General features: G+C 68.9%; 18 protein-coding genes and 2 tRNA genes. 15 read left to right on the plus strand and 5 right to left on the minus strand.

Going from position 1 to position 21,529, the window contains the following annotated elements; all coding sequences use genetic code 11:
• Window positions 1-43 precede the first annotated feature (43 nt).
• The 8 genes from FFS15_RS02455 to FFS15_RS02490 all read left to right on the plus strand — a co-directional run bounded on the left by FFS15_RS02455 (window position 44) and on the right by FFS15_RS02490 (window position 8,627).
• Window positions 44-1,204: a ferrochelatase gene (locus tag FFS15_RS02455; protein ID WP_171013069.1), complete on the plus strand. Its 1,161-nt coding sequence runs from the start codon at window positions 44-46 to the stop codon at window positions 1,202-1,204.
• A 21-nt stretch (window positions 1,205-1,225) separates the two neighbouring features.
• A complete protein-coding gene (locus FFS15_RS02460; protein ID WP_137843426.1) occupies window positions 1,226-1,771 on the plus strand; it encodes a ribose-5-phosphate isomerase in 546 nt (181 codons plus the stop codon).
• An 8-nt stretch (window positions 1,772-1,779) separates the two neighbouring features.
• On the plus strand, window positions 1,780-2,781 hold the full coding sequence (locus tag FFS15_RS02465; protein WP_137843427.1) for a DNA-formamidopyrimidine glycosylase family protein: 1,002 nt from the start codon (window positions 1,780-1,782) through the stop codon (window positions 2,779-2,781).
• Window positions 2,782-2,802: 21 nt separating this feature from the next.
• Window positions 2,803-3,444 carry an FMN-binding negative transcriptional regulator gene (locus FFS15_RS02470; protein WP_137843428.1) on the plus strand — a complete coding sequence of 214 codons (642 nt, stop codon included), beginning with the start codon at window positions 2,803-2,805 and terminating at the stop codon, window positions 3,442-3,444.
• On the plus strand, window positions 3,441-4,943 hold the full coding sequence (locus FFS15_RS02475) for an amidohydrolase family protein (protein ID WP_137843429.1): 1,503 nt from the start codon (window positions 3,441-3,443) through the stop codon (window positions 4,941-4,943). Before FFS15_RS02470 ends, FFS15_RS02475 begins: the two co-directional genes overlap by 4 nt.
• An 87-nt stretch (window positions 4,944-5,030) precedes the next feature.
• Window positions 5,031-6,581: a multicopper oxidase domain-containing protein gene (locus FFS15_RS02480; RefSeq protein ID WP_137843430.1), complete on the plus strand. Its 1,551-nt coding sequence runs from the start codon at window positions 5,031-5,033 to the stop codon at window positions 6,579-6,581.
• A complete protein-coding gene (locus FFS15_RS02485; RefSeq protein WP_137843431.1) occupies window positions 6,562-7,938 on the plus strand; it encodes a sensor histidine kinase in 1,377 nt (458 codons plus the stop codon). The genes FFS15_RS02480 and FFS15_RS02485 overlap by 20 nt, the downstream gene beginning before the upstream one ends.
• A gap of 20 nt (window positions 7,939-7,958) precedes the next feature.
• A complete protein-coding gene (locus FFS15_RS02490) occupies window positions 7,959-8,627 on the plus strand; it encodes a response regulator transcription factor (protein WP_137843432.1) in 669 nt (222 codons plus the stop codon).
• A 57-nt stretch (window positions 8,628-8,684) separates the two neighbouring features.
• Here the strand turns inward: FFS15_RS02490 and FFS15_RS02495 are convergent, their stop codons facing one another.
• Window positions 8,685-9,170: a DNA starvation/stationary phase protection protein gene (locus FFS15_RS02495; protein ID WP_137843433.1), complete on the minus strand. Its 486-nt coding sequence runs from the start codon at window positions 9,168-9,170 to the stop codon at window positions 8,685-8,687.
• 164 nt (window positions 9,171-9,334) lie between these two features.
• On the opposite strand from FFS15_RS02495, the gene FFS15_RS02500 reads away from it, so the two are divergent.
• A complete protein-coding gene (locus tag FFS15_RS02500) occupies window positions 9,335-11,440 on the plus strand; it encodes an acyltransferase family protein (RefSeq protein ID WP_137843434.1) in 2,106 nt (701 codons plus the stop codon).
• Between the two features lie 24 nt (window positions 11,441-11,464).
• Entirely contained in the window at window positions 11,465-11,995 is a 531-nt protein-coding gene (locus tag FFS15_RS02505; protein ID WP_137843435.1) for a gamma carbonic anhydrase family protein, read from the plus strand.
• Window positions 11,996-12,019: 24 nt separating this feature from the next.
• Here the strand turns inward: FFS15_RS02505 and FFS15_RS02510 are convergent, their stop codons facing one another.
• The 3 genes from FFS15_RS02510 to FFS15_RS02520 all read right to left on the minus strand — a co-directional run bounded on the left by FFS15_RS02510 (window position 12,020) and on the right by FFS15_RS02520 (window position 14,721).
• Window positions 12,020-12,928 carry an alpha/beta fold hydrolase gene (locus FFS15_RS02510; RefSeq protein WP_137843436.1) on the minus strand — a complete coding sequence of 303 codons (909 nt, stop codon included), beginning with the start codon at window positions 12,926-12,928 and terminating at the stop codon, window positions 12,020-12,022.
• A gap of 134 nt (window positions 12,929-13,062) precedes the next feature.
• On the minus strand, window positions 13,063-14,496 hold the full coding sequence (locus FFS15_RS02515) for an LCP family protein (RefSeq protein WP_137843437.1): 1,434 nt from the start codon (window positions 14,494-14,496) through the stop codon (window positions 13,063-13,065).
• Between the two features lie 151 nt (window positions 14,497-14,647).
• Window positions 14,648-14,721, minus strand: a tRNA-Gly gene (locus FFS15_RS02520).
• 142 nt (window positions 14,722-14,863) lie between these two features.
• On the opposite strand from FFS15_RS02520, the gene FFS15_RS02525 reads away from it, so the two are divergent.
• From FFS15_RS02525 to clpX, 5 genes are all read left to right on the plus strand, one after another.
• A tRNA-Pro gene (locus FFS15_RS02525) sits at window positions 14,864-14,937 on the plus strand.
• An 83-nt stretch (window positions 14,938-15,020) separates the two neighbouring features.
• Window positions 15,021-16,472 (plus strand): trigger factor, encoded by a 1,452-nt coding sequence (gene tig, locus FFS15_RS02530; RefSeq protein ID WP_137843438.1) that lies wholly within the window; start codon window positions 15,021-15,023, stop codon window positions 16,470-16,472.
• Between the two features lie 166 nt (window positions 16,473-16,638).
• The gene (locus FFS15_RS02535) at window positions 16,639-17,223 is read left to right on the plus strand and encodes an ATP-dependent Clp protease proteolytic subunit (protein WP_137843439.1); all 585 of its coding nucleotides are present in this window, start codon (window positions 16,639-16,641) and stop codon (window positions 17,221-17,223) included.
• Between the two features lie 30 nt (window positions 17,224-17,253).
• Window positions 17,254-17,922, plus strand: a complete 669-nt coding sequence (locus FFS15_RS02540; protein ID WP_137843440.1) for an ATP-dependent Clp protease proteolytic subunit — start codon at window positions 17,254-17,256, stop codon at window positions 17,920-17,922.
• Between the two features lie 164 nt (window positions 17,923-18,086).
• Window positions 18,087-19,355: an ATP-dependent Clp protease ATP-binding subunit ClpX gene (gene clpX, locus FFS15_RS02545; protein WP_137843441.1), complete on the plus strand. Its 1,269-nt coding sequence runs from the start codon at window positions 18,087-18,089 to the stop codon at window positions 19,353-19,355.
• 70 nt (window positions 19,356-19,425) lie between these two features.
• Here the strand turns inward: clpX and FFS15_RS02550 are convergent, their stop codons facing one another.
• The gene (locus tag FFS15_RS02550) at window positions 19,426-21,477 is read right to left on the minus strand and encodes a M3 family metallopeptidase (RefSeq protein ID WP_137843442.1); all 2,052 of its coding nucleotides are present in this window, start codon (window positions 21,475-21,477) and stop codon (window positions 19,426-19,428) included.
• Between the last annotated feature and the right edge of the window lie 52 nt (window positions 21,478-21,529).

Genomic DNA, 21,529 nt, shown 5'->3' on the forward strand with positions numbered 1-21,529 from the left:
AACGCAGGACCAGTCCGCAGAGACCACGCAGGCCCCCACGGGTGTGCCCTTCGCATCGGATGCCGCGGCATCCGGGCCCGCGCACGTCGAGGTTCCGGTCGCCTATGACGCGATCCTCCTCGCCGGATTCGGCGGACCCGAGGGCCAGGACGACGTGATTCCGTTCCTCCGCAACGTCACGCGCGGTCGCGGCATCCCGGATGAGCGCCTCGAGGAGGTCGCCCACCACTACCGTCACTTCGGCGGCGTGAGCCCGATCAACGCCCAGAACCGCGTGCTCAAGGCCGCACTCGAGGCTGAACTCGCGCGGCGCGGGATCGACCTGCCCGTCTACTGGGGCAATCGCAACTGGGCGCCCTATCTCGAAGAGGCCGTGCAAGAGGCCGCCGGTGCCGGCGACACGAACCTTCTCGCCCTCGCGACGAGCGCCTACTCGTCGTTCTCGAGCTGCCGCCAGTACCGCGAGGACTTCGCACGCGTGCTCACCGAGACCGAGCTCGCCGGCACCGTGACGATCGACAAGGTGCGCCAGTTCTTCGACCACCCCGGCTTCGTCGCACCGTTCGTCGACGGCGTGCGCGACGCGATCGCGGGCTACCTGGCCGACGGCATCGCGCCCGAGGCGGTGCGCGTGCTGTTCTCGACGCACAGCATCCCGACGGCCGATGCCGAGCGCTCCGGCCCCCGCGACGTCGACTTCGGCGAGGGTGGCGCCTATGCCGCGCAGCATCTCGCGGTGGCAGGGGCCGTCATGGATGCTGTGGCTGCGGAGATCGCCGAGGCGCGTGAGATCGGCTGGGAGCTCGTCTACCAGTCGCGCTCGGGTCCGCCCAGCCAGCCGTGGCTCGAGCCCGACGTCAACGACGTCATCGCCCTGCTTCCGGCTCAGGGCGTCGAGGCGGTAGCCATCGTGCCGCTCGGATTCATGAGCGACCACATGGAGGTGCTGTGGGACCTCGACACCGAGGCGACGGATGCTGCCGCCGAAGCCGGTCTCCGGTCGGTGCGGACACCCACCCCCGGCATCGATCCCGCGTTCGTCTCGGGGCTCGTCGATCTCGTCGAAGAGCGACTGAAGGGCACGCCCGCGGCCGAGCGCCCGCACGAGACGGCCCTCGGCCCCTGGTTCGACGTGTGCCGCCCGGCCTGCTGCGAGAACATCCGCGCCGGGTTCAAGCCCGCGGCGGCCGGCATCGCGCCCTGAGCGCTCCCTAGAATCGACCCCATGCGCATTCACATCGCGACCGACCACGCCGGCCTCGAGTTCTCGACCCAGCTCCAGCACCACCTCGCCGCGCAAGGCCACGACATCGTCGACCACGGTCCGATCGACTACGACCCGCTCGACGACTACCCCTCGTTCTGCATCCGTGCGGCGCAAGCCGTGGTGCGCGACCAGGAGGCCGGCATCGATGCGCTCGGGATCGTCTTCGGCGGATCGGGCAACGGCGAGCAGATCGCCGCGAACAAGGTGCAGGGCGTGCGCGCCGCTCTCGCGTGGAGCATCGCAACCGCCGAGCTCGCCCGCGAGCACAACGACGCCAACGTGATCGCGATCGGTGCGCGCCAGCACACGTTCGAGGAGGCGGTGACCTTCATCGACCGCTTCATCGCGACGCCGTTCTCGGGTGAGGAACGCCACGCTCGGCGGATCGGGCAGCTCGCGGCCTACGAGCAGGACGGCACGCTCGAAGCCGACCCGCGGTCGACCCCCGGTCTTCCCGACGTGCTTGCCGCCGACAGCAGCTCGTTCGACCCCGAAGCCGGCTGAGCGCGGAGATGCCCGAGGGCCATTCCGTCCACCGCATCGCCCGCCAGTTCGACCGCAACTTCGTCGGACGCGTGGTCGCGGCATCCAGCCCGCAAGGGCGGTTCGTCGAGGGCGCCGCGATGATCGACGGCCGTACGGCCTCGGCGGTGCGCGCTGTCGGCAAGCAGATGTTCCTCGAGTTCGACGACGACCTGTGGCTGCGCGTGCACCTCGGCATGTATGGCGCGTGGGACTTCGCGGGCGAGATCCTCGTCGATCCGACGATCGCCTCGGCGAACGGAAGAATGGGTCAGACGAACCAGCGCGGCACCGATCTCGACACGGACGCGATCATGGATGCCGCCGGCGAGAACTCGCTGACCTCGATCGGCGCGCCGCGCCGAGCCCGAGTGCACGTGCGGATGTCGGAGCAGACGACCGGTCTCGGCGGCGATGACCACGATTGGCCCCCGCCGGTGGTCGGACAGGTGCGGCTGCGGCTGCTGACCGATGTGGCATGCGCAGACCTCCGCGGACCGACGGCGTGCGAGCTGCAGACTCCCGACGAGGTCGCCGCCACGATCGCGAAGCTCGGCCCCGACCCCCTCGTCGACGACATCGACGAGGGGGAAGAGCGCTTCGTGGCAGTCGTGGGGCGCAAGCCCACGGCCATCGGCGTGCTCCTCATGGACCAGAGCGTCGTGAGCGGCATCGGCAACGTCTACCGCGCGGAGCTGCTGTACCGCGCGCGCCTGGACCCCCACACACCCGGGCGCGACGTCCCCGAGGAGATCGTGCGGGGGCTCTGGCGAGACTGGGTGCGGATGCTCGCGATCGGGGTGGAGACCGGTCAGATGATGACGATGGACGGTCTCGCGCCCGACGCCTACCGTCGCGCGATGGCCAGCCGCGACGATCGGCATTGGGTCTATCACCGCGCGGGGCTCCCGTGCCGCGTGTGCGGCACGGCGATCGTCGTCGAAGAGGTCGCGACACGCAAGCTCTACTGGTGCCCGAACTGTCAGCGCTGACGCTCTTCTAGGCTGAGACCCATGCGCCAGAACCCGAGCTTCGCGATGACCGATGTCACCGAGCTCCGCCGCCTGATCGACTCCAACCCCTGGATGACGCTCGTGAGCGCCACTGACGACGGACTCGTCGCATCCCACTACGCGGTCCTGCTCGACGACGATCGCGACGACCTCACGATCGTCGGGCATGTCGGCAAGCCCGACGACCTCATCCTGGGGCTCGGCGAGCGTGAACTGCTGGTCGTCGTCCAGGGCCCGCACGGCTACATCTCGCCCGGCTGGTACGGCGATGGCCCGAACGTTCCGACGTGGAACTTCGTCTCGGCGCACCTCACCGGCATCCCCGAGCTGCTGTCGCCCGAGGAGAACCTCCGCGTGCTGGACCGTCTCGTGGCCCGCTTCGAGGGTGGGATGCCGCAACCGCGCCTGCTGTGGGAGCGCCCGAACGACGCCGACTTCGTGCATCGCCTGGAGCGTGGGACGGTCGGGTTCCGCCTCACGCCCACGAAGGTCGTCGCCAAGCGCAAGCTGAGCCAGAACCGCCCGCATGAGGTGGTCGAGACGATCATCGCCGAGCTCGATGCCGGAGCGGGTCCCTACGTCGACCCGCGCCTCGCGTCGGAGATGCAGCGCGCGCTGGATGCACGACGGGCGGCGCGATGAGCCTCGAACGCGGCGATCGGCCCGATGTCATCGCGAATGCCCGGCTGACGGGGGCCGACCGGGTGGACCCGTTCGGTGACGACCCGGTCGACATCCACCTCGCTGAGGGCCTCGTGGTCGACATCGCTCCCGCGGGCGGCCTGCCGCGTCGCGGCGCCGTGCTCGATGCCACGGGCGTCTGGATCGTGCCGGGCTTGTGGGATCACCACGTCCACGTCGTGCAGTGGGCCCTGGCCGCCCAGCGCGAGCAGCTGGGCGGGGCGGCGGCTGCTGCAGAGGCTGCGGCGATCATGTCGAATGCCGCGGTGATGCCCGACGGTCGGCGCATCGGCGCCGGCTTCCGCGACGCGTTCTGGAGCGACGCGCCCTCCCTCGAGCTGCTCGACGCGGCGACCGGCGACGTGCCGACGTACCTCATCAACGCCGACGTGCACAGTGTGTGGCTGAACAGCGCGGCCCTCCGCCGTGAAGGTTTCGCGTCTGACACGGGGATGCTCGTCGAGGATCCCGCGTTCGAGATCTCGCGGCGCCTCAACGCCGTCGATCCAGCGGTGGCGGATCCGCTCGTGGCTCGGATGGCGCAGGATGCCGCGGCCCGCGGCGTCGTCGGGCTCGTCGATCTCGACATGGCGTGGAACGAGGAGGCCTGGGCGCGCAGGCTCCGTTCGGGTTTCGAGACGCTGCGCGTCGAATTCGGCATCTATCCGGACTTCCTCGATCGGGCTCTCGCCGAGGGCCTGCAGACGGGCGACGTCGCCCGCGGTTCGTCCAGCGACCTCGCGCGCGTCGGGTCGCTCAAGGTCATCACCGACGGCTCGCTCGGCACCCGCACCGCAGCGTGCTCGCACGCGTACCCGGGCGATCCGTCCAATCACGGCATGCTCACCGTCGACCCGGCGCTTCTCATCGAGCTCATGACGACCGCCACCGGCGCCGGCCTCGCGTGCGCGATCCACGCCATCGGCGACGTCGCCAACTCCCACGCACTCGAGGCCTTCGCCGTCACAGGCGCGTGGGGCACGATCGAGCACGCTCAGCTCGTCGCCCACGCCGACATCCCTCGCTTCGGGCGACTCGGGGTCGGTGCGAGCGTGCAGCCCGAGCACGCGATCGATGACCGCGACCTCACCGACAGCATCTGGGCCGGGCAGACGGCGCAGCCGTATCCGCTCCGCGCGCTGGCCGACTCCGGCGCGAACCTGCTCTTCGGCTCGGATGCCCCGGTGTCTCCGCTGGACCCGTGGGCGGCGATGGCCGCAGCGGTCTTCCGCACGCGCGACGGACGCGCGCCGTGGCAGCCTGCCCAGGGGGTCACCGCGGCGACCGCGCTCTCGGCATCCACGCGCGGCGGGTCACTCGCGGGGTCGACGATCGAGCCGGGCGTCGTCGCCGATCTCGCCCTCTGCGCACACGATCCGCTCATCGCCGATGAGGGGCAGCTGCGCGGCATGCAGGTGACGGCGACGCTGCTCGCCGGCCGCCTGACGCACCTGCTCTGACCCCCGTTGCATCGGGGGGACAGCCCCCGTACCGATCGGGGTGGGGATCGGATGCCGGATTCCCGCACACCTGGCGAGGCTGGAAACATGACTTCCGCCCTGCCCCTTCCGCCGCCACCGCCGGTGGCACCGAGACCGCGCCGACGGCGTGGTCTCGTCGCCGTGCTCATCGCGGTTCCGCTGATCGCGACCGTCGCCGGCGGAGCGATCTGGTTCGCGACGAACTCCGGACGCCCCACGCCGCCCGCCGCGGGAACAGTCGCATTCGTCGAGCCGCTGCGCGTGCCCGAGCTCGCGCCGTCCCGCGTCGAAGACGGCGTGCGCGTCTTCGAGCTCGAGGCGCAGACCGGAGCATCGGCGCTCGCTCCCCAGGGCGAGACGCCCACGCTCGGCTACAACGGCGCCCACCTCGGACCGACTCTCGTCGCGGAGCGCGGCGAGCGGGTGCGCGTGGACGTCTCCAACGGCCTCGCCGACGAGACGACGGTGCACTGGCACGGCATGCACCTGCCGGCCGCGATGGACGGCGGGCCGCACACGACGATCGCGGCGGGGGAGAGCTGGCAGCCCGAGTGGACGATCGATCAGCCTGCGGCATCCCTCTGGTATCACCCGCACCTCCACGGCCGCACGCGCGAGCAGGTCGACGCGGGGCTCGCCGGCATGTTCGTCGTCCGCGACGACGAAGAGTCGGCGCTCGCGCTCCCGCGCACCTACGGCGTCGACGACGTGCCGCTCATCGTGCAGGATCGCTCCTTCAACGTGGACGGATCCTTTGCAGGCGGCCTCGGCTTGCAGTTCGACGGCGTACTGGGCGACACGATCCTCGTCAACGGCACGATCACCCCGTACTTCGAGGCGACCACCGAACGCGTTCGGCTGCGGCTGCTGAACGGATCGAGCGCCCGAATGTACGACTTCACGTTCGCGGACGGTCGCGACTTCGACCTCATCGCCACCGACGGCGGCCTGCTGCCCTCTCCTGTTTCGAGCTCGAGCGTTCCGCTGTCGCCGGGCGAGCGCGCCGAGATCGTCGTTGCCGTCACGCCCGGCGAGAGCGTCGTGCTGCGCTCGGAAGCGCCCGACCCCGCGCTGCACGCGGGGGGTGCGGCGTTCGACGTGATGGAGCTGCGGGCTGCGGCATCCCTCACGCCCTCGCCCGAGGTGCCCGACCGTCTGGCCGATGTCCCGCCGCCCGATGCCTCAGGTGCCGTCGTCGAGCGCACCTTCGTCATGTCGGGGCACGAGATCAACGACCGTGAGATGGCGATGGACCGGGTCGACTTCACCGCGACGGTCGACACGAGCGAGGTGTGGACCGTGCGCAACGAGAACCCGCTGCCGCACTCGTTCCACGTGCACGACACGCAGTTCCGCGTGCTGAGCGTCGACGGCGCGGCGCCGCCTGCGCACCTGGCGGGGTTCAAGGACACGATCGCGCTCGAGTGGAACCGCGAGTACCGGCTGCTCGTCCGGTTCGACGACTACGCCGATCCGACCACGCCGTACATGTATCACTGCCACCTGCTGTGGCACGAGGACCAGGGCATGATGGGACAGTTCCTGGTCGTCGAACCGGGCCAAGCGCCCGACCTGAAGCGTCCCGAGGGAGACACCGATGACCGCCATGACCACTGACGAGACCCGCGCCCCTGCGCCTGTGGGGTTCTGGGCGTCGTACGGCGCCGCGTGGAAGCGCACACCCGGCAGCGCGGTGTACCTGCTCGCCGTCTTCGCTCTCGCGATGGTGTCGCTCAGCGTGCTCGCGTCGCTGTTCTGGACCGGTGTCGGACTGCTCATCCTGGTGATCGGCCTGCCGCTGGTGATCCTGACGCTGTACATCGCACGAGGCTTCGGCGTCGCCGACCGCTTCATGCTGTGGCTGACCGGACTCCCCACGATCGACGAGCCGGAGTGGAACCGCGACAAGCCCGAGGCGACCGGCTTCTGGATGACGCTGACGCGCCCGGCGCGCAACGCCCACTACTGGCTCTACCTCGTCCACGGAATGGTCGTGAGCCCGGTCCTCAGCACCATCTCCTTCGTCCTCACCACCGTGTGGCTGAGCGTGGGGCTGGGCGGCCTGACCTACTGGTTCTGGGGACTCTTCATTCCCCGCGACCGCGGCTCGGACTGGGGCCGCTACGTCATCGACGCCGTGCCGTGGCTCTTCGACGGCTGGTCCTCATGGGCCGTCGAGGTCGTGCTGTACCTCGCCGCCGGCGTCGTCTTCACCTTCACGATGCCGTGGGTGCTCGGCGGACTCGCCCGCGCGCACCACGCGGTCGCGCGCGGCATGCTCGGGCGCTGGCGCTCGGACGACCTCGTGGCCGAAGTGCGCGCCGAGGCGGCCGCACGAGGAGCCGTCGTCCGCGCCGAGGATGTCGCACTGCGCCGCCTCGAGCGGGACATCCACGACGGACCGCAGCAGCGTCTGGTGCGACTGCAGATGGACCTCGCGGCGCTCGAACGTCGTGCGGAGGCTGGTGACGGGGATGCCGCAGCGGAGCTCGCACGCGAGGCGCGCGGTCATGCCAAGGCGGCGCTCGACGAGCTCCGTGCCCTCTCGAGCGGAGTCGCTCCGCCGCTATTGCAGGATCGCGGCCTCGCGGCAGCACTGGCGGCCATCGCAGCATCGACCCCCCTCGCCGTCCATACCGACATCGATCCGGCCGTCGACGACGCCGCCGAGTCGGAGGTCGCGCGCACCGTCTACTTCATCGTGGCGGAGCTGCTCACCAACGCCGTCAAGCACTCTGGCGCGACCGCGGCGACACTCAAGGCGGCTCTGCGGCCCGTCGCGGGGTCTGCGCCGATGACGCTCGACGTGTGGGTGGTCGACAACGGCCGAGGCGGTGCGGTCTTCGCGGCGGGCCACGGTCTCGACGGGCTGCGCGAGCGCGTCGCCGGCCTCCGCGGTCAGTTCGTGGTGACCAGCCCCGCGGGCGGACCCACGTCGGTGGGCGCGCACATCCCGCTCGTCACGCCCGCGTGAGCGGCTCGTATTCTGAGCACATGACCGCTTCCTCGGATGCCGCGCCCCTGCGGGTCGTGCTGGTGGAGGACTCCGTGCTCCTCCGCGAAGGGCTCGTGCGACTCTTCGACGAGGCGGGGTATGTCACCGCCGGTGCGTGGGGCGATGCGGAGGGGATCGTCGAGCGCGTGCGCGACGCCCGCGCCGACGTCGCGGTGCTCGATGTGCGCCTGCCGCCGAGCTTCCGAGACGAGGGCATCCGCGCTGCGCTCGCTCTGCGGGCGGCGCTTCCGAGGCTCGGGATCCTGGTGCTGAGTCAGTACGTCGAGGGCGTCTATGCGCGTGAGCTGCTCGCCGCGGGCGACGGCGGGGTGGGGTATCTCCTCAAAGATCGCGTCACCTCTCTCGAGGAGTTCACGGATGCTGTCCGTCGCGTCCACGCGCGCGGCACCGTGCTCGACCCGCTCGTCGTGCAGGGACTCCTCGCCGCCCGCCCGGACCCGCTCGCAGCGCTCACGCCGCGCGAAGGCGACGTGCTCGCTCTCATGGCGGAGGGGCGCAGCAACGCGAGCATCGCCGGTCGGCTGTTCATCGGCGTCGGCGCGGTCGAGAAGAACATCAGCGCCATCTTCGCCAAGCTCGGTCTCGAGGAGTCCGGCACCGAGCATCGCCGGGTACTCGCTGTGCTCGCCTACCTGCAGCAGTCCTAGGGGGCATGACGCGCGAAAGCCCCCGGCCGATGCCGAGGGCTTTCGCGCGACATCAGATCAGGACGCGACGTGCGCGAACAGGAACCAGCGGTCCTTCTCGAGGCTCTCCATGATGCCGATGGCGACGTCCTGGCTCGTGAGGTCGAACTCGTCGAGTCCGTCGATCGCCGCCTTCACATCGATGATCACAGCATCCATGTCGGCGATGACGTCGCGCACCATGTCGTCCCACTGCGTGAACCCGGCGGGGACGGCGGTCGGCGCCGCCTTCTGTGCGACGGTGGCCAGGCGCGCATCGATCGGAAGGCCGAGTGCGACGATCCGCTCGGCGGCCTGGTCGGCACCGGCCTGAGCGTGGTCGACGATCGAGTCGAGCAGCTCGTGGATCGCGATGAAGTTGGCGCCGCGGACGTTCCAGTGGGCCTGCTTGCCGTTCACGGCGATGGCTTGGAGCCCGATGACGACGGGCGTGAGGAACTGGGCTGCGGCAGCGGCCGCGGTGGGGTCGGCTGCGGTGGCGGGGGTGGTCTGCGTCTTGGTCATCTCTCGCTCCTCCTACTTCGGCGGGCACCTGTCGGTCGCATGGGCCTGCCTGTCGGATCCAACGCTACTCAGGCCGTCGCATTCCGCAAGCAAGCGAAGGCTCCGCTAACAGACGCCCCGTGACGGCTGCCGGGATAGCGCTGTGCAGCGGCTAACGTCGATTCGTGCCTTCCGCCGACCACGATCTCGCCACCCAGCACCAGGGCTCGCCCGAGCACGCTGAGCCATCGCGGTTCCTCCCGCACGTGCAGGGGCTCCGCGCGATCGCGGTGCTCGCGGTCGTGCTGTACCACTTCTGGCCGGCGCGCTTCACAGGCGGCTACGTCGGCGTCGACGTGTTCTTCGTGATCTCGGGGTTCCTGATCACTGCGCATCTCATGCGCGAACTCACGGCCACCGGCACGGTGCGCCTCGGTCAGTTCTGGGCGCGCCGCGCGCGGCGCCTGCTGCCGGCATCCCTCCTCGTCCTCCTCTTCTGCGCTCTGGTCGCGATGTCGCCCTACCTCATGCCGCTCTCAGCGCTGCAGAACGAGGTGCGCGAGATCCTCGCCTCGACGTTCTACGTCGAGAACTGGTACCTCGCGCTCAATTCGGCCGACTATCTCAATCACTCCGGCGACCCGACCACGGTCCAGCACTACTGGTCGCTGTCGCTCGAGGAGCAGTTCTACGTGATGTGGCCGCTGCTCATGCTGCTCGCGGCATGGATCGGGGTGAAAGCGTTCCGCGGGGCTCGCCTTCGCGCGGTCGTCACGGTGCTCGCGATCGTTACGGCGATCTCGTTCGTCTTCTGCGTCGTCTTCACGATCACGAATCCGGCGCCGGCGTACTTCGTCACCTTCGGTCGCATGTGGCAGTTCGGTGTCGGCGCGATGATCGCGCTGGTACCGGTGCTGAGCGTCAAGAGCGCGATCGGCAGCTTCGTGCTGGGGTGGGCCGGCGTCGCGGCGCTCGCGTTCGCGATCTTCCAGTTCGACGGCCAGACCCCTTTCCCCGGATCCGCCGCACTCGTGCCCACACTGGGCGCGGCGGCGGTGATCGCGGCCTCCAACACCGAGCGCTGGTGGTATCCGACGCGGGTACTGGCGATCCGTCCCGCGCAGTTCGTCGGAGACATCTCGTACTCGCTGTATCTCTGGCACTGGCCGCTCATCATCATCGCGCCGTCGGTGCCGTTCTGGGGCCTGACGATCTGGCATCGCCTTGCCCTCCTCGCCCTGTGCTTCGTGCTCGCGTGGCTCACCAAGCGCTTCATCGAAGACCCGGCTCGGCGCTTCCGGCCGCTGACGTCACGCCCTCCGCGCATCACGCTGTGGTCGTCGCTCGCCGCAATGGTGGTCGTGGCGGCGGTCGCCGGGGGAGCGTGGGTGGTCAACGCACCCGCGTACAACGAGGGTGTGCGCGCGGTCGAGGAACTGCGCGAGAACCCGCCGGAGTGCTTCGGCGCGGCATCCGTCCTCGACCCCGCGTGCGCCGACGTCGACTTCGGCGACACGATCCTGCCCTCGCCCGGCTTCGCCGGCGTCGATCGGCCCGGCGACGAGCAGTGCTTCGTGCAGCTGACCGATGCCACGCCCGTCTCGTGCACCTTCGGCTCGGACGACCCCGACGCGCCGCGCGTCGCGATCATCGGCGACAGTCACGCGTACCAGCTGCTGTCGACGTTCCAGCGCATCGCCGACGACGAGGGATGGCAGCTCGTGACGTGGTTCAAGGGCGCATGCCCGTGGAACACGACGCCGCTCGCCACGCCCGGCGCATTCGGCGATGCGTGCACGCAATGGCGCGATCGCGTGCGCTCTGCGCTGGCGGATGCCGACCTCGACGCGGTCTTCACGGCGGCGATCGCCACGACCCCCTACTCCTCGGCAGGCTTCGACTCGTCGCACGACGCCGCCGTGGCCGGCTACCGCGAGGCGTGGGGCGAGGTGCTCGATCGCGGCATCCCCGTCATCACCGTCGTCGACAACCCGGTGTGGGAGACCGACCCCAACAAGTGCCTGCGCACGCGCGACGCCGCCGACTGCGACGGCGACCGCTCGGCGGTGCTCGTCGACGACGATCCCGTGCGCGACGCCGCTTCCGGGGTGGAGGCCGTGACGCTCCTCGACTTCACCGAGGTCTTCTGCGGCGATGCGACCTGCGCGCCGGTCGTCGGCGGCGCGAACATCTACCGCGATCAGGACCACCTCACCGTCACCTTCGCAGACACCCTCGCGCCCTGGTTTGCCGAAGCCATCCGCGGGCGCCTCGGCGCGCGCGGCGAGTAGTCACCCGAAAGCTAGGGTCGATCCATGACCATCGCAGGCCACGCCACCGTCCTGTCCGTCGCCGGACACACCCCCGACATCGATGCGACGGCGTTCGTCGCGGCAGGGGCACGGGTGATCGGTGCGGTGACGCTCGCCGAGGGCGCGAGCGTCTGGTACAACGCGGTGCTGCGGGGCGACAGCGACAGCATCACGGTGCGCGCCGGCAGCAACCTGCAGGACAACGTCTCGGTGCACGTGGATGCCGGGCACCCCGTCGTGATCGGCCGTGACGTCTCGGTCGGCCACAACGCAGTGGTCCACGGCTGCACGATCGGCGACGGTTCGCTCATCGGCATGGGGAGTGTCGTGCTCTCCGGCGCCGTCATCGGCGACGGCTCGCTCGTCGCAGCGGGCGCGGTCGTCCTCGAGGGCACGATCGTGCCCCCGGGCTCGCTCGTCGCCGGAGTGCCCGCGAAGGTGCGACGAGAGCTCACCGAAGACGAGCGGGCTGGCATCCTGCGCAACGCGCAGACCTATCGCGCGCACGTCGGGACCCACGCGTCGGCGACATGACGCGGAGGTTCCGCGGCGCGACGGTCACGCGTCGTCGGCCAGCGGCGGGTGGTTCGCGCCGCGATGCACTTCGTAGGCGCGTACATGACCGGGCCACGCCGGGTCGTTCACGATCGGCTTGTCGTCCATGAACAGCCGGATGATGTGGGCGAGCTGACCCGGATGACTGAAATTGATCGCATGAGCGGCACCCTCCAGCAGGACGACGAGCACGTGGCTGTCGACCTGACTCGCGATCTCGTCGATGCGGTGGGCATGGGGGAGCAGCGGATCGCGTTCGCCCAGTACGACGAGCGTCGGGATGCGCATCTCCAGCAGTCGCTCCAGCGACGGGTACCGCGTGAGCGCGCGGAACAGACGTGCCGTGCTCGGCACCCCGAATCGCATGTAGTCGGGCACCGCGACCCTGGCCATGCGGGCGGGCTCCCGGCGTGCGTCCTGGGTCAGCTGCGAGATCGCTCGTCGCAGCGGCTGATTGAAGAGGCCTCCCGCGGGTGAGACCAGCACCGCCCGCTCGATCCGCTCCGGGTAGTGATGCGCGAACTCGATGATGACGGGGCAACCCATCGAGTTGCCCACGAGCGTCGCGCTCTCCTCCGCGCGATCGTCCAGGAAGCGCGCGGTCGCATGGGCGAGGTCGGGAATGTCGAGCATGTCCCTGCGTCGTCCGCTGCGGCCGAATCCCGGAAGATCGGGCACGTAGGTGCGGTACTCGCCGGCCAGTCTCTCGGCCGTAGGCAGCAGATAGCGGCCCGACAGTCCGAAGCCGTGCACATGCACCATCGCGCGGGCACCCGGGGGCTGCCGAGGCGACTCCCGGAAGAACACGTCGATGCCGTCGACGCTCGTCCATCGTTCGGCAAGGGCGGATGCCGGGCGCCGGGGCACTCGGCGCGACGTGCCGCCGGTCTGCGGCGAGGTGGAACGGCTCATTCAGGGCTCCCACGCGGCCGTCCCGCGCGGACGACTCCTGGAGCGCCAGTCTGCACCCGCAGAGCGCACGGCGAAAGTGGCAGGGGACGGCCGCAGATCCACTACCGCGTCTGCGCGGTGACGGGCAGACCCGGTCAGCCCTCAGGCGTCGGCGTCGGCGGATGCAGTGTCGACCGCAGGAGCTCCTGGATGTACGCCCAGTCCGGCTCGTACTCGTCGATGCCGCCGTCGGGCGTGAGCTCGATCGTCGTCATCTCCTGCTCCCTGGCCTTCAGCGCGAGCTCGACGAGCGTCGGGATGAACGACTGAGGCAGATCGGTGCTCACCAGGTCCGCGCCGGCATCGGCCAGCGCCTCGAAGCGCGCGAGCACGACCTGAGGCGTGAACTGCGCGAGGATCGCCTGCTGCAGTTCGCGCTGACGCCGCATGCGGTCGAAATCGCTGGTGGTGTGGCGGGAACGCGCGTACCACTGCGCCGTGAAGCCGTCCATGCGCTGGGTGCCGGGCTCGATCCAGCCTTTGACCCAGTCCTCGAGCGGTTGCCCGGTGCGGCTCGGCCCGCCGATCGGAAGACGCTCCTTCACGGTGATCTCGACGCCGCCCAGCGCATCGATGAGATCCTCGAATGCGTACATGTCGATGGTCACGTAGTAGGGGATCTCGATGCCGAGGATCCCCTCGGCCGCGTCCTTGGTCGCCTCGATGCCCGGTGCTGAGCCGCTGCCGACCGCGTCCGGGTAGAGCAGATTGCCGTCCTGACAGACCTCGACCTCGGTGTTCAGCTGGTTGATGCCGCTGCCCCAGCCGCATGTCGCATCGGCGTGGCCTTCGTGCCCGTTGGGATACCTGTCCTGCATGGGGCCTGCGGCGAACGGGAAGCCGGGCATGTCGCGAGGGAAGCCGGTGATGACCGTCGCCCCGGTCTCGGCGTTGACGGAGACGACCGAGATGCTGTCGAACCGCTTCGAGTCGTTTGACGTGACGTGGTCGGCGCCCAGCAGGAGGATGTTGTAATAGCCGTCGGAAGGGACGACCGTCGGACCGCTCGCGCCGAAGATCGCGCCGAGGGTGTCGCGCGTCGTACCCGCGACACTCGCCGCCTGCACCGCGGTTCCACTCGCGACGACGAGGAGGGCCACAGATGCCGCGGCGATGCCGAATCGCGCGCCTGTCCCGGTTTTGACGAGACGCACGAGACGGAGGGTGTCGACGGCGAGCACGAGCCAGAGAACGGCATAGGCGAACAGCAGCGCCTGGGCGAAGAGCAGTGCGAACCAGTTCGTCGCGATTGCCAGGAACATCGACCGACCCAGCATGCCTGACAGCACCGCCGCGATCACGAGCACCCACATCACAAGCGTGGAGACAAGGCCGATCCGCCCGAGTCGACGGTTTCCCGCAAGCACCTGCGCCGAGCCGGGAAAGAGGAAGTTGAGGACGACGAGCCACCACCCGCGGCGGGTCATCAACGCGGGGGACGAGGCATCCGGAAAGCGCATCGGACGCTCTCTGACGAGCGGAGCCGGGGCCGTCGGCGACGTCGGACGGGGCGGGGCCATCGTGCTCATGGCGCCTCCGGGTGCCGCTCGCCGCTCTCAACGACCTCTGCATCGGAAGAATGCAGAGGTTCGGAGCCCACGCTGAACACGGCCACCCGGCAAGGCTAGGTGCTGGGTCAGGAGGATCCCCGTAGCGGCGCGGCTATCCGTCGGGATGGAGTGGAGGGGATGACGGGAATCGAACCCGCACCATCAGTTTGGAAGACTGAGGCTCTACCATTGAGCTACATCCCCGCAGCGGCAGGCCGCGGCGTCGTCAAGTCTAACGGCAGAATCGCCGTCCAACCGACCAGACGCACCCCCGCGCAGGCGGCAGGCGGGCGCGTCGGCTAGACTTCTCGGGGCCGAAAGGCGCACGCGCGCGTGCGAACCCGCCCGGGGCGTAGCTCAGCTTGGTAGAGCGCCCGCTTTGGGAGCGGGAGGCCGCAGGTTCAAATCCTGTCGCCCCGACATCACGGCCGTACAGAATTCCGCGAACCCACACCTTCAGCCGCCGCGCTCGCGTGCGGTCCGATAGAGGAGAACGAACAGGCATGGTGAACAGCACCGTCGAGAAGCTCAGCCCCACCCGGGTGAAGCTCCACATCACGGTCAGCCCGGACGAGCTGAAGCCCAGCATCGCCCACGCGTACGAGCACATCGCTCAGGACGTGCAGATCCCCGGCTTCCGCAAGGGCAAGGTCCCCGCGCCCATCATCGACCAGCGCGTCGGCCGCACCGCGGTGCTCGAGCACGCGGTCAGCGAAGGGCTCGACACGTACTACCGCGAGGCCGTCGAGGCGAACGAACTGCGCGTGCTCGGTCGCCCGAGCGCCGATGTGGTGGAGTGGCCGAACGAGAAGGACTTCTCGGGCGACCTCAAGGTCGAGGTCGAGGTGGACGTCCGTCCCGAATTCGATCTGCCCGCATTCGAGGGCACGACCGTCGAGGTCGACGCCATCGAGGTCGACGAGGCCGCGATCGACGAAGAGCTCGACCGCCTGCGCGCGCGCTTCGGCACGCTCGTGACCGTCGACCGTCCCGCATCGACCGGTGACTTCGTCGAGCTCGACCTGGTCGCGACCATCGACGACGCCGAGATCGACCGCGCCGAGGGCGTCTCGTACGAGGTCGGCTCGGGCGAGCTGCTCGAGGGCATCGACGAGGCGATCGACTCGCTCACCGCCGGTGAGGAGACGACCTTCCGCTCGAAGCTCGTCGGTGGCGACCACGCCGGCGCCGAGGCCGAGGTCTCGGTCGTCGTCAAGGCCGTCAAGGAGCGCGAGCTTCCCGAGGCCGACGACGACTTCGCCCAGATCGCCAGCGAGTTCGACACGATCGCCGAGCTCCGCGACAGCCTCTCGGCGCGCGTCGGCGAGCAGGGTGTGTTCACGCAGGGCTCCGCCGCGCGCGACAAGCTCATCGAGCAGCTTCTCACGCAGGTCGAGATCCCCGTTCCGCCGAAGCTCATCGAGGACGAGGTGCACAACCACCTCGAGGGTGAAGGCCGTCTCGAGGACGACGTGCATCGCGCCGAGGTGACCGAGGCGAGCGAGAAGCAGTTCAAGACGCAGATGCTGCTCGACGCGATCGCCGAGAAGGTCAACGTGCAGGTCTCGCAGGACGAGCTCACGCAGTACCTCGTGCAGTCGGCCGCGCAGTACGGCATGGCGCCCCAGGAGTTCGTCAACGCGCTCCAGCAGGGCAACCAGCTGCCCGCGATGGTCGGGGAGGTCGCCCGCAACAAGGCGCTCGCCGTCGCGCTCGGCAAGGTCACCGTCGTCGACACCAACGGCAAGACGGTCGACCTCACCGGCTTCGTCGCCGTCGAGGACGAGGACGAAGCTGAGGACGAGGTCGTCGAAGAAGCCCAGGAGATCGCCGACGCCGCTGCAGACGCCGACGCCGTGATCGAGGCTGAAGAGGCCCCGGCCAAGAAGCCTGCCGCGAAGAAGGCCCCGGCCAAGAAGGCGCCCGCCAAGAAGGCTGCCGCCGACAAGGAGTAGTCACTGCACCACAGTGATCAGGGGACGGATGCCGCGGCATCCGTCCCCTTCTTCGTCATCGTCGCGGTGCCGCACCCGTCGCCGCTCTGCCCAGGGCGAACACGGGCGGGTCGCCCGCGGTGCGCCGGTAGATTCAATGGCACGACCACCGAATCAGGAGTACTCAATGGCCGAACCACTTGTCGCGACGAGCGTCTTCGACAGGCTGCTGAAGGACCGCATCATCTGGCTGGGGTCGGAGGTGCGAGACGAGAACGCCAACGAGATCTGCGCGAAGATCCTCCTTCTCGCAGCCGAGGACCAGCAGAAGGACATCTACCTCTACGTCAACTCGCCGGGCGGGTCCATCACCGCCGGGATGGCGATCTACGACACCATGCAGTTCGTCCCGAACGACATCGTGACGGTCGGCATCGGCATGGCAGCCTCCATGGGACAGTTGCTGCTGACAGCCGGCACGAAGGGCAAGCGCTACATCACGCCCAACGCCCGCGTTCTGCTGCACCAGCCGCACGGCGGCTTCGGCGGCACCTCGAGCGACATCCAGACGCAGGCACAGCTGATCCTCGACATGAAGAAGCGCCTCGCCGAGATCACCGCCGCCCAGACCGGCAAGTCGGTCGAGCAGATCAACGCCGACGGCGACCGCGACCGCTGGTTCAGCGCGCAGGAGGCCCTGGAGTACGGCTTCGTCGACCACATCCGCGAATCCGCGACCGACGTCATCGGCGGCGGCGGAACCGCGGCCTAGGCTCCGAAGGCAAAGAGAGAGAACCCGCACATGTACACCCCCACCTTCGGAACGCCTTCACCTCAGGTGCCGATGCCCGGCAGCCGCTACGTGCTCCCGCAGTTCGAGGAGCGCACGGCGTACGGCTACAAGCGCCAGGACCCGTACAACAAGCTCTTCGAGGACCGCGTGATCTTCCTGGGCGTCCAGGTCGACGATGCGTCGGCCGATGACGTCATGGCCCAACTCCTCGTCCTCGAGAGCCAGGATCCCGACCGCGACATCATCATGTACATCAACTCGCCCGGTGGCTCGTTCACGGCCATGACGGCGATCTACGACACGATGCAGTACGTCTCGCCGCAGATCCAGACGGTCGTTCTCGGCCAGGCGGCCTCCGCCGCGGCGGTTCTGCTGGCGGCGGGCGCGCCGGGCAAGCGCCTCGCGCTCCCGAACGCGCGCATCCTGATCCACCAGCCGGCGATGGGCGAGGCCGGTCACGGCCAGGCGTCCGACATCGAGATCCAGGCGCAGGAGATCCTCCGCATGCGCACATGGCTCGAGCTGACGCTGTCCAAGCACGGCAACCGTACCGTCGCCGAGGTCAACAAGGACATCGATCGCGACAAGATCCTGTCGGCAGAGGAGGCCGTGACCTACGGCATCGTCGACCAGGTGCTCACGACCCGCAAGCGCACGCCTGCGGCGCTGACGAAGTAGTCCTTCGGATCGGATGCTGCGGCCCCTCGTCCTCGTGACGAGGGGCCGCAGCACTTCCTACGACCGGCATCCACAACGGGCGTAGCAATCCCACCCGTTGTCGCCGCCACCGGTTAGGCTCGGAGACAGGCGGGTGGCCCCCGACCGCGACGAGGAGGAGCCTCATGGCACGCATCGGTGAGAGCGCCGACCTGTTCAAGTGCTCCTTCTGCGGAAAGAGCCAGAAGCAGGTCCAGCAGCTGATCGCCGGCCCCGGCGTCTACATCTGCGATGAGTGCGTCGAGCTGTGCAACGAGATCATCGAAGAGCGCATGGCCGAGTCGTCGTCGGGCGAGGTCGCCGACTTCGATCTTCCCAAGCCCCGCGAGATCTTCGGGTTCCTCGAGGAGTACGTCGTCGGTCAGCACGCCGCCAAGCGGGCCCTCGCTGTCGCCGTCTACAACCACTACAAGCGCGTGCGCGCGCACGGCACGATCCAGACCGCCGAGCAGCGTGCCGACGAGATCGAGATCGCGAAGAGCAACATCCTGCTGCTGGGTCCCACCGGCTGCGGAAAGACCTACCTCGCGCAGACCCTCGCCAAGCGGCTGAACGTGCCGTTCGCCGTCGCGGATGCCACCGCCCTCACCGAGGCGGGGTATGTCGGCGAAGACGTCGAGAACATCCTGCTGAAGCTTCTCCAGGCCGCCGACTTCGACACGAAACGCGCCGAGACCGGCATCATCTACATCGACGAGGTCGACAAGATCGCCCGCAAGGCCGAGAACCCGTCGATCACGCGCGACGTCTCGGGTGAGGGTGTTCAGCAGGCGCTGCTGAAGATCCTCGAGGGCACGGTCGCTTCGGTCCCGCCGCAGGGCGGTCGCAAGCACCCGCACCAGGAGTTCATCCAGATCGACACGACGAACGTGCTGTTCATCGTCGCCGGTGCGTTCGCCGGGCTCGAAGACATCATCTCGGCGCGTGTCGGCAAGCACGGCATCGGCTTCGGAGCGCCCCTGCACAGCAAGGGTGACGATCTCAGCCTCTTCAGCGAGGTGCGCCCGGAAGACCTGCACAAATTCGGACTCATCCCCGAATTCATCGGTCGCCTCCCGGTCGTGGCCTCAGTCTCGCCGCTTGATCGCGAGGCGCTGATGGAGATCCTCTCCGAGCCGAAGAACGCGCTGGTCAAGCAGTATCAGCGCATGTTCGAACTCGACGGCGTCGCGCTCGAGTTCGACACCGAGGCGCTGGGCGCGATCGCCGACCTCGCGGTCGAGCGCAAGACCGGTGCGCGCGGGCTCCGTGCGATCCTCGAAGACGTGCTCGGCCCGATCATGTTCGAGATCCCGTCCACCGACGACGTCGACAAGGTCATCGTCACGCGCGCCGCGGTCGAAGATCGGGCCGCCCCCACGTTCGTGATGCGCGAGAAGCGCAAGAGCGCCTGACCCGGCGGCGGTGCCGCGAGGGTGCAGTCGTGACCGGCCGCTGCCGCACCCCGCGACAGCGGCCGCTTCGTCAGTCGGCGAGCCCTCGACGCGCGAGCAGCGGTTGGATCTCGGCATCCCGCCCGCGGAATTCGCGGTACGCCTCGAGGGGATCCTTCGACCCGCCGACACCGAGAAGACGGTCGCGGAAGCGGTCGCCGTTGGCTCGCGTGAGTCCGCCGTTCTGCTCGAACCACGCCACGGTGTCGGCGTCGAGCACCTCGCTCCAGATGTAGGAGTAGTAGCCGGCGCTGTACCCGCCTGAGAACACGTGGGCGAAGTAGGTCGAGGAGTACCGTGTCGGCACCGCCGGGTTGTCGAGGCCGATCGCCGCGAGGGCATCCGCTTCGAACGCGGCCACATCGATGTCGGCTGCCGCCTCGTCAGCCGACAGTGAGTGCCAGGCCTGATCGAGCCAGGAGGCGGCGAGGTACTCGCTGGTCGCGAACCCCTGGTTGAAGGTTCCCGACGCGTGGATCTTCTCCACGACCTCGGCGGGGAGCGGCGCATCGGTGTGGATGTGGCGCGCGTACGAGGCGAGGATCTCGGGCCAGTAGATCCACATCTCGTTGACCTGGCTCGGGAACTCGACGAAGTCGCGGAACACGTTCGTGCCGGCGAAATGGGGGTAGGTGACGGTCGCGAACAGTCCGTGCAAGGCGTGTCCGAACTCATGGAAGAGGGTCGTCACCTCATCCATGGTGAGGAGCGTGGGCTGACCCGGAGCAGGCTTGGGCACGTTGAGGTTGTTGACGACCACGGGGGAGGTGCCGCGCAGCCGGGACTGCGAGACGATCGAGTTCATCCACGCGCCGCCGCGCTTGGAGTCGCGCGTGTAGAGATCGAAGACGAAGAGGCCGAGGGCGGATCCGTCGTCGTTGTGGATCTCGAAGACGCGCACGTCGGAGTGGTAGGCGGGCAGGTCCGGCCTCTCGGTGAATCGGATTCCGTAGAGCTCCGTCGCCGCACGGAATACGCCGTCCTGCAGCACCCGCTCCGCCTCGAACCACGGCCGCAGGGCCGCGCGGTCGAGGTCGAATTCGGCGGCGCGCACCTTCTCGGTGTAGAACGCCCAGTCGTGGGCCTCGAGGGCGAACGGCTCAGATTCGTCGTCGATGATCGCCTGCAGCGCCGCCTGCTCGCGCCGGGCGTTGCCGGCGGCGGGGGCAGCGAGGCGACGCAGGAGGTCGTGCACGGCCTCGGGCGATCCGGCAGTCTCGTCGGAGGTGACGTACGCGGCGTGCGAGGCGTAGCCGAGCAGGCGTGCTCGCTCGGCGCGCAGGCGCACGATCTCCCGGAGCACATCGCGGTTGTCGTGCGCATTCCCGCGCGATCCTCGGGACCGCGACGCCTCGAGCAGACGACGACGGCTTTCGCGGTTCGTCAGCGACGACAGATACGGGTGTCCCGTGAACAAGGTCAGCGTGATGACCCACTGGCCCTCGAGCCCGCGGTCGGCCGCGTTCTGCGCAGCCGCCGAGAGCTCGCCGTCGGTCAGCCCGTCGAGCTCGTCGACGGAGTCGAAGACGACCGCGAGATCGTTCGTGTCGGCGAGCAGATTCTTCTCGAAGGTCGTCGTCAGTGTCGACAGCCGCTGGTTGAGGGCGGTGAGAGCCGCCTTCTCGTCATCGTCGAGGCCGGCGCCCGCGTGTGACATCTCGCGATAGTGACGCTCGATGAGATAGCGCTGCTCCGGCTCGAGGTCGAGCGTGTCGAGCTGGTCGTGAACCGTCTTGATCCGCCAGTAAAGCTGGGAATCGAGCTGGATCGCATCCTGATGGGCAGACATGAGAGGAGCGAGCTGCTCGTCGATGGCCTGGATCTCGTCGGAGGCATCGGCCGAGGAGACGGTGTAGAAGGTGCGGGCGACGTCGCCCAGCAGTTTTCCGCCGGTTTCGAGCGCCACGAGGGTGTTCTCGAAGGTGGGCATCGAACGCACGCGGGTGATGGTGTCGACCTCCCGCCGGTGGGCCGCGAAAGCCGCCTCGAAGGCCGGCAGATAATGCTCGGGCCTGATGAGCGTGTAGTCGGGCAGACCGTACGGAAGCGTCGCGGGGGAGAGCAGGGGGTTGTCGTTCGCCATGGTTTTCAGCCTAGTCTCGGGTGCTGCCCAAGCCGCCAATCCTTTGCAAACA

It is taken from the genome of Microbacterium sp. 2FI, assembly GCF_005502885.1.
GTDB lineage: Bacteria > Actinomycetota > Actinomycetes > Actinomycetales > Microbacteriaceae > Microbacterium.

Coding starts and splice junctions, on each gene's coding strand:
- FFS15_RS02475 (WP_137843429.1), top strand. CDS start 3,441: ATGAGCCTCGAACGCGGCGATCGGCCCGATGTCATCGCGAATGCCCGG.
- FFS15_RS02535 (WP_137843439.1), top strand. CDS start 16,639: ATGGCCGAACCACTTGTCGCGACGAGCGTCTTCGACAGGCTGCTGAAG.
- tig (WP_137843438.1), top strand. CDS start 15,021: ATGGTGAACAGCACCGTCGAGAAGCTCAGCCCCACCCGGGTGAAGCTC.
- clpX (WP_137843441.1), top strand. CDS start 18,087: ATGGCACGCATCGGTGAGAGCGCCGACCTGTTCAAGTGCTCCTTCTGC.
- FFS15_RS02515 (WP_137843437.1), bottom strand. CDS start 14,496: ATGAGCACGATGGCCCCGCCCCGTCCGACGTCGCCGACGGCCCCGGCT.
- FFS15_RS02490 (WP_137843432.1), top strand. CDS start 7,959: ATGACCGCTTCCTCGGATGCCGCGCCCCTGCGGGTCGTGCTGGTGGAG.
- FFS15_RS02460 (WP_137843426.1), top strand. CDS start 1,226: ATGCGCATTCACATCGCGACCGACCACGCCGGCCTCGAGTTCTCGACC.
- FFS15_RS02540 (WP_137843440.1), top strand. CDS start 17,254: ATGTACACCCCCACCTTCGGAACGCCTTCACCTCAGGTGCCGATGCCC.
- FFS15_RS02550 (WP_137843442.1), bottom strand. CDS start 21,477: ATGGCGAACGACAACCCCCTGCTCTCCCCCGCGACGCTTCCGTACGGT.
- FFS15_RS02480 (WP_137843430.1), top strand. CDS start 5,031: ATGACTTCCGCCCTGCCCCTTCCGCCGCCACCGCCGGTGGCACCGAGA.
- FFS15_RS02495 (WP_137843433.1), bottom strand. CDS start 9,170: ATGACCAAGACGCAGACCACCCCCGCCACCGCAGCCGACCCCACCGCG.
- FFS15_RS02510 (WP_137843436.1), bottom strand. CDS start 12,928: ATGAGCCGTTCCACCTCGCCGCAGACCGGCGGCACGTCGCGCCGAGTG.
- FFS15_RS02470 (WP_137843428.1), top strand. CDS start 2,803: ATGCGCCAGAACCCGAGCTTCGCGATGACCGATGTCACCGAGCTCCGC.
- FFS15_RS02485 (WP_137843431.1), top strand. CDS start 6,562: ATGACCGCCATGACCACTGACGAGACCCGCGCCCCTGCGCCTGTGGGG.
- FFS15_RS02465 (WP_137843427.1), top strand. CDS start 1,780: ATGCCCGAGGGCCATTCCGTCCACCGCATCGCCCGCCAGTTCGACCGC.
- FFS15_RS02505 (WP_137843435.1), top strand. CDS start 11,465: ATGACCATCGCAGGCCACGCCACCGTCCTGTCCGTCGCCGGACACACC.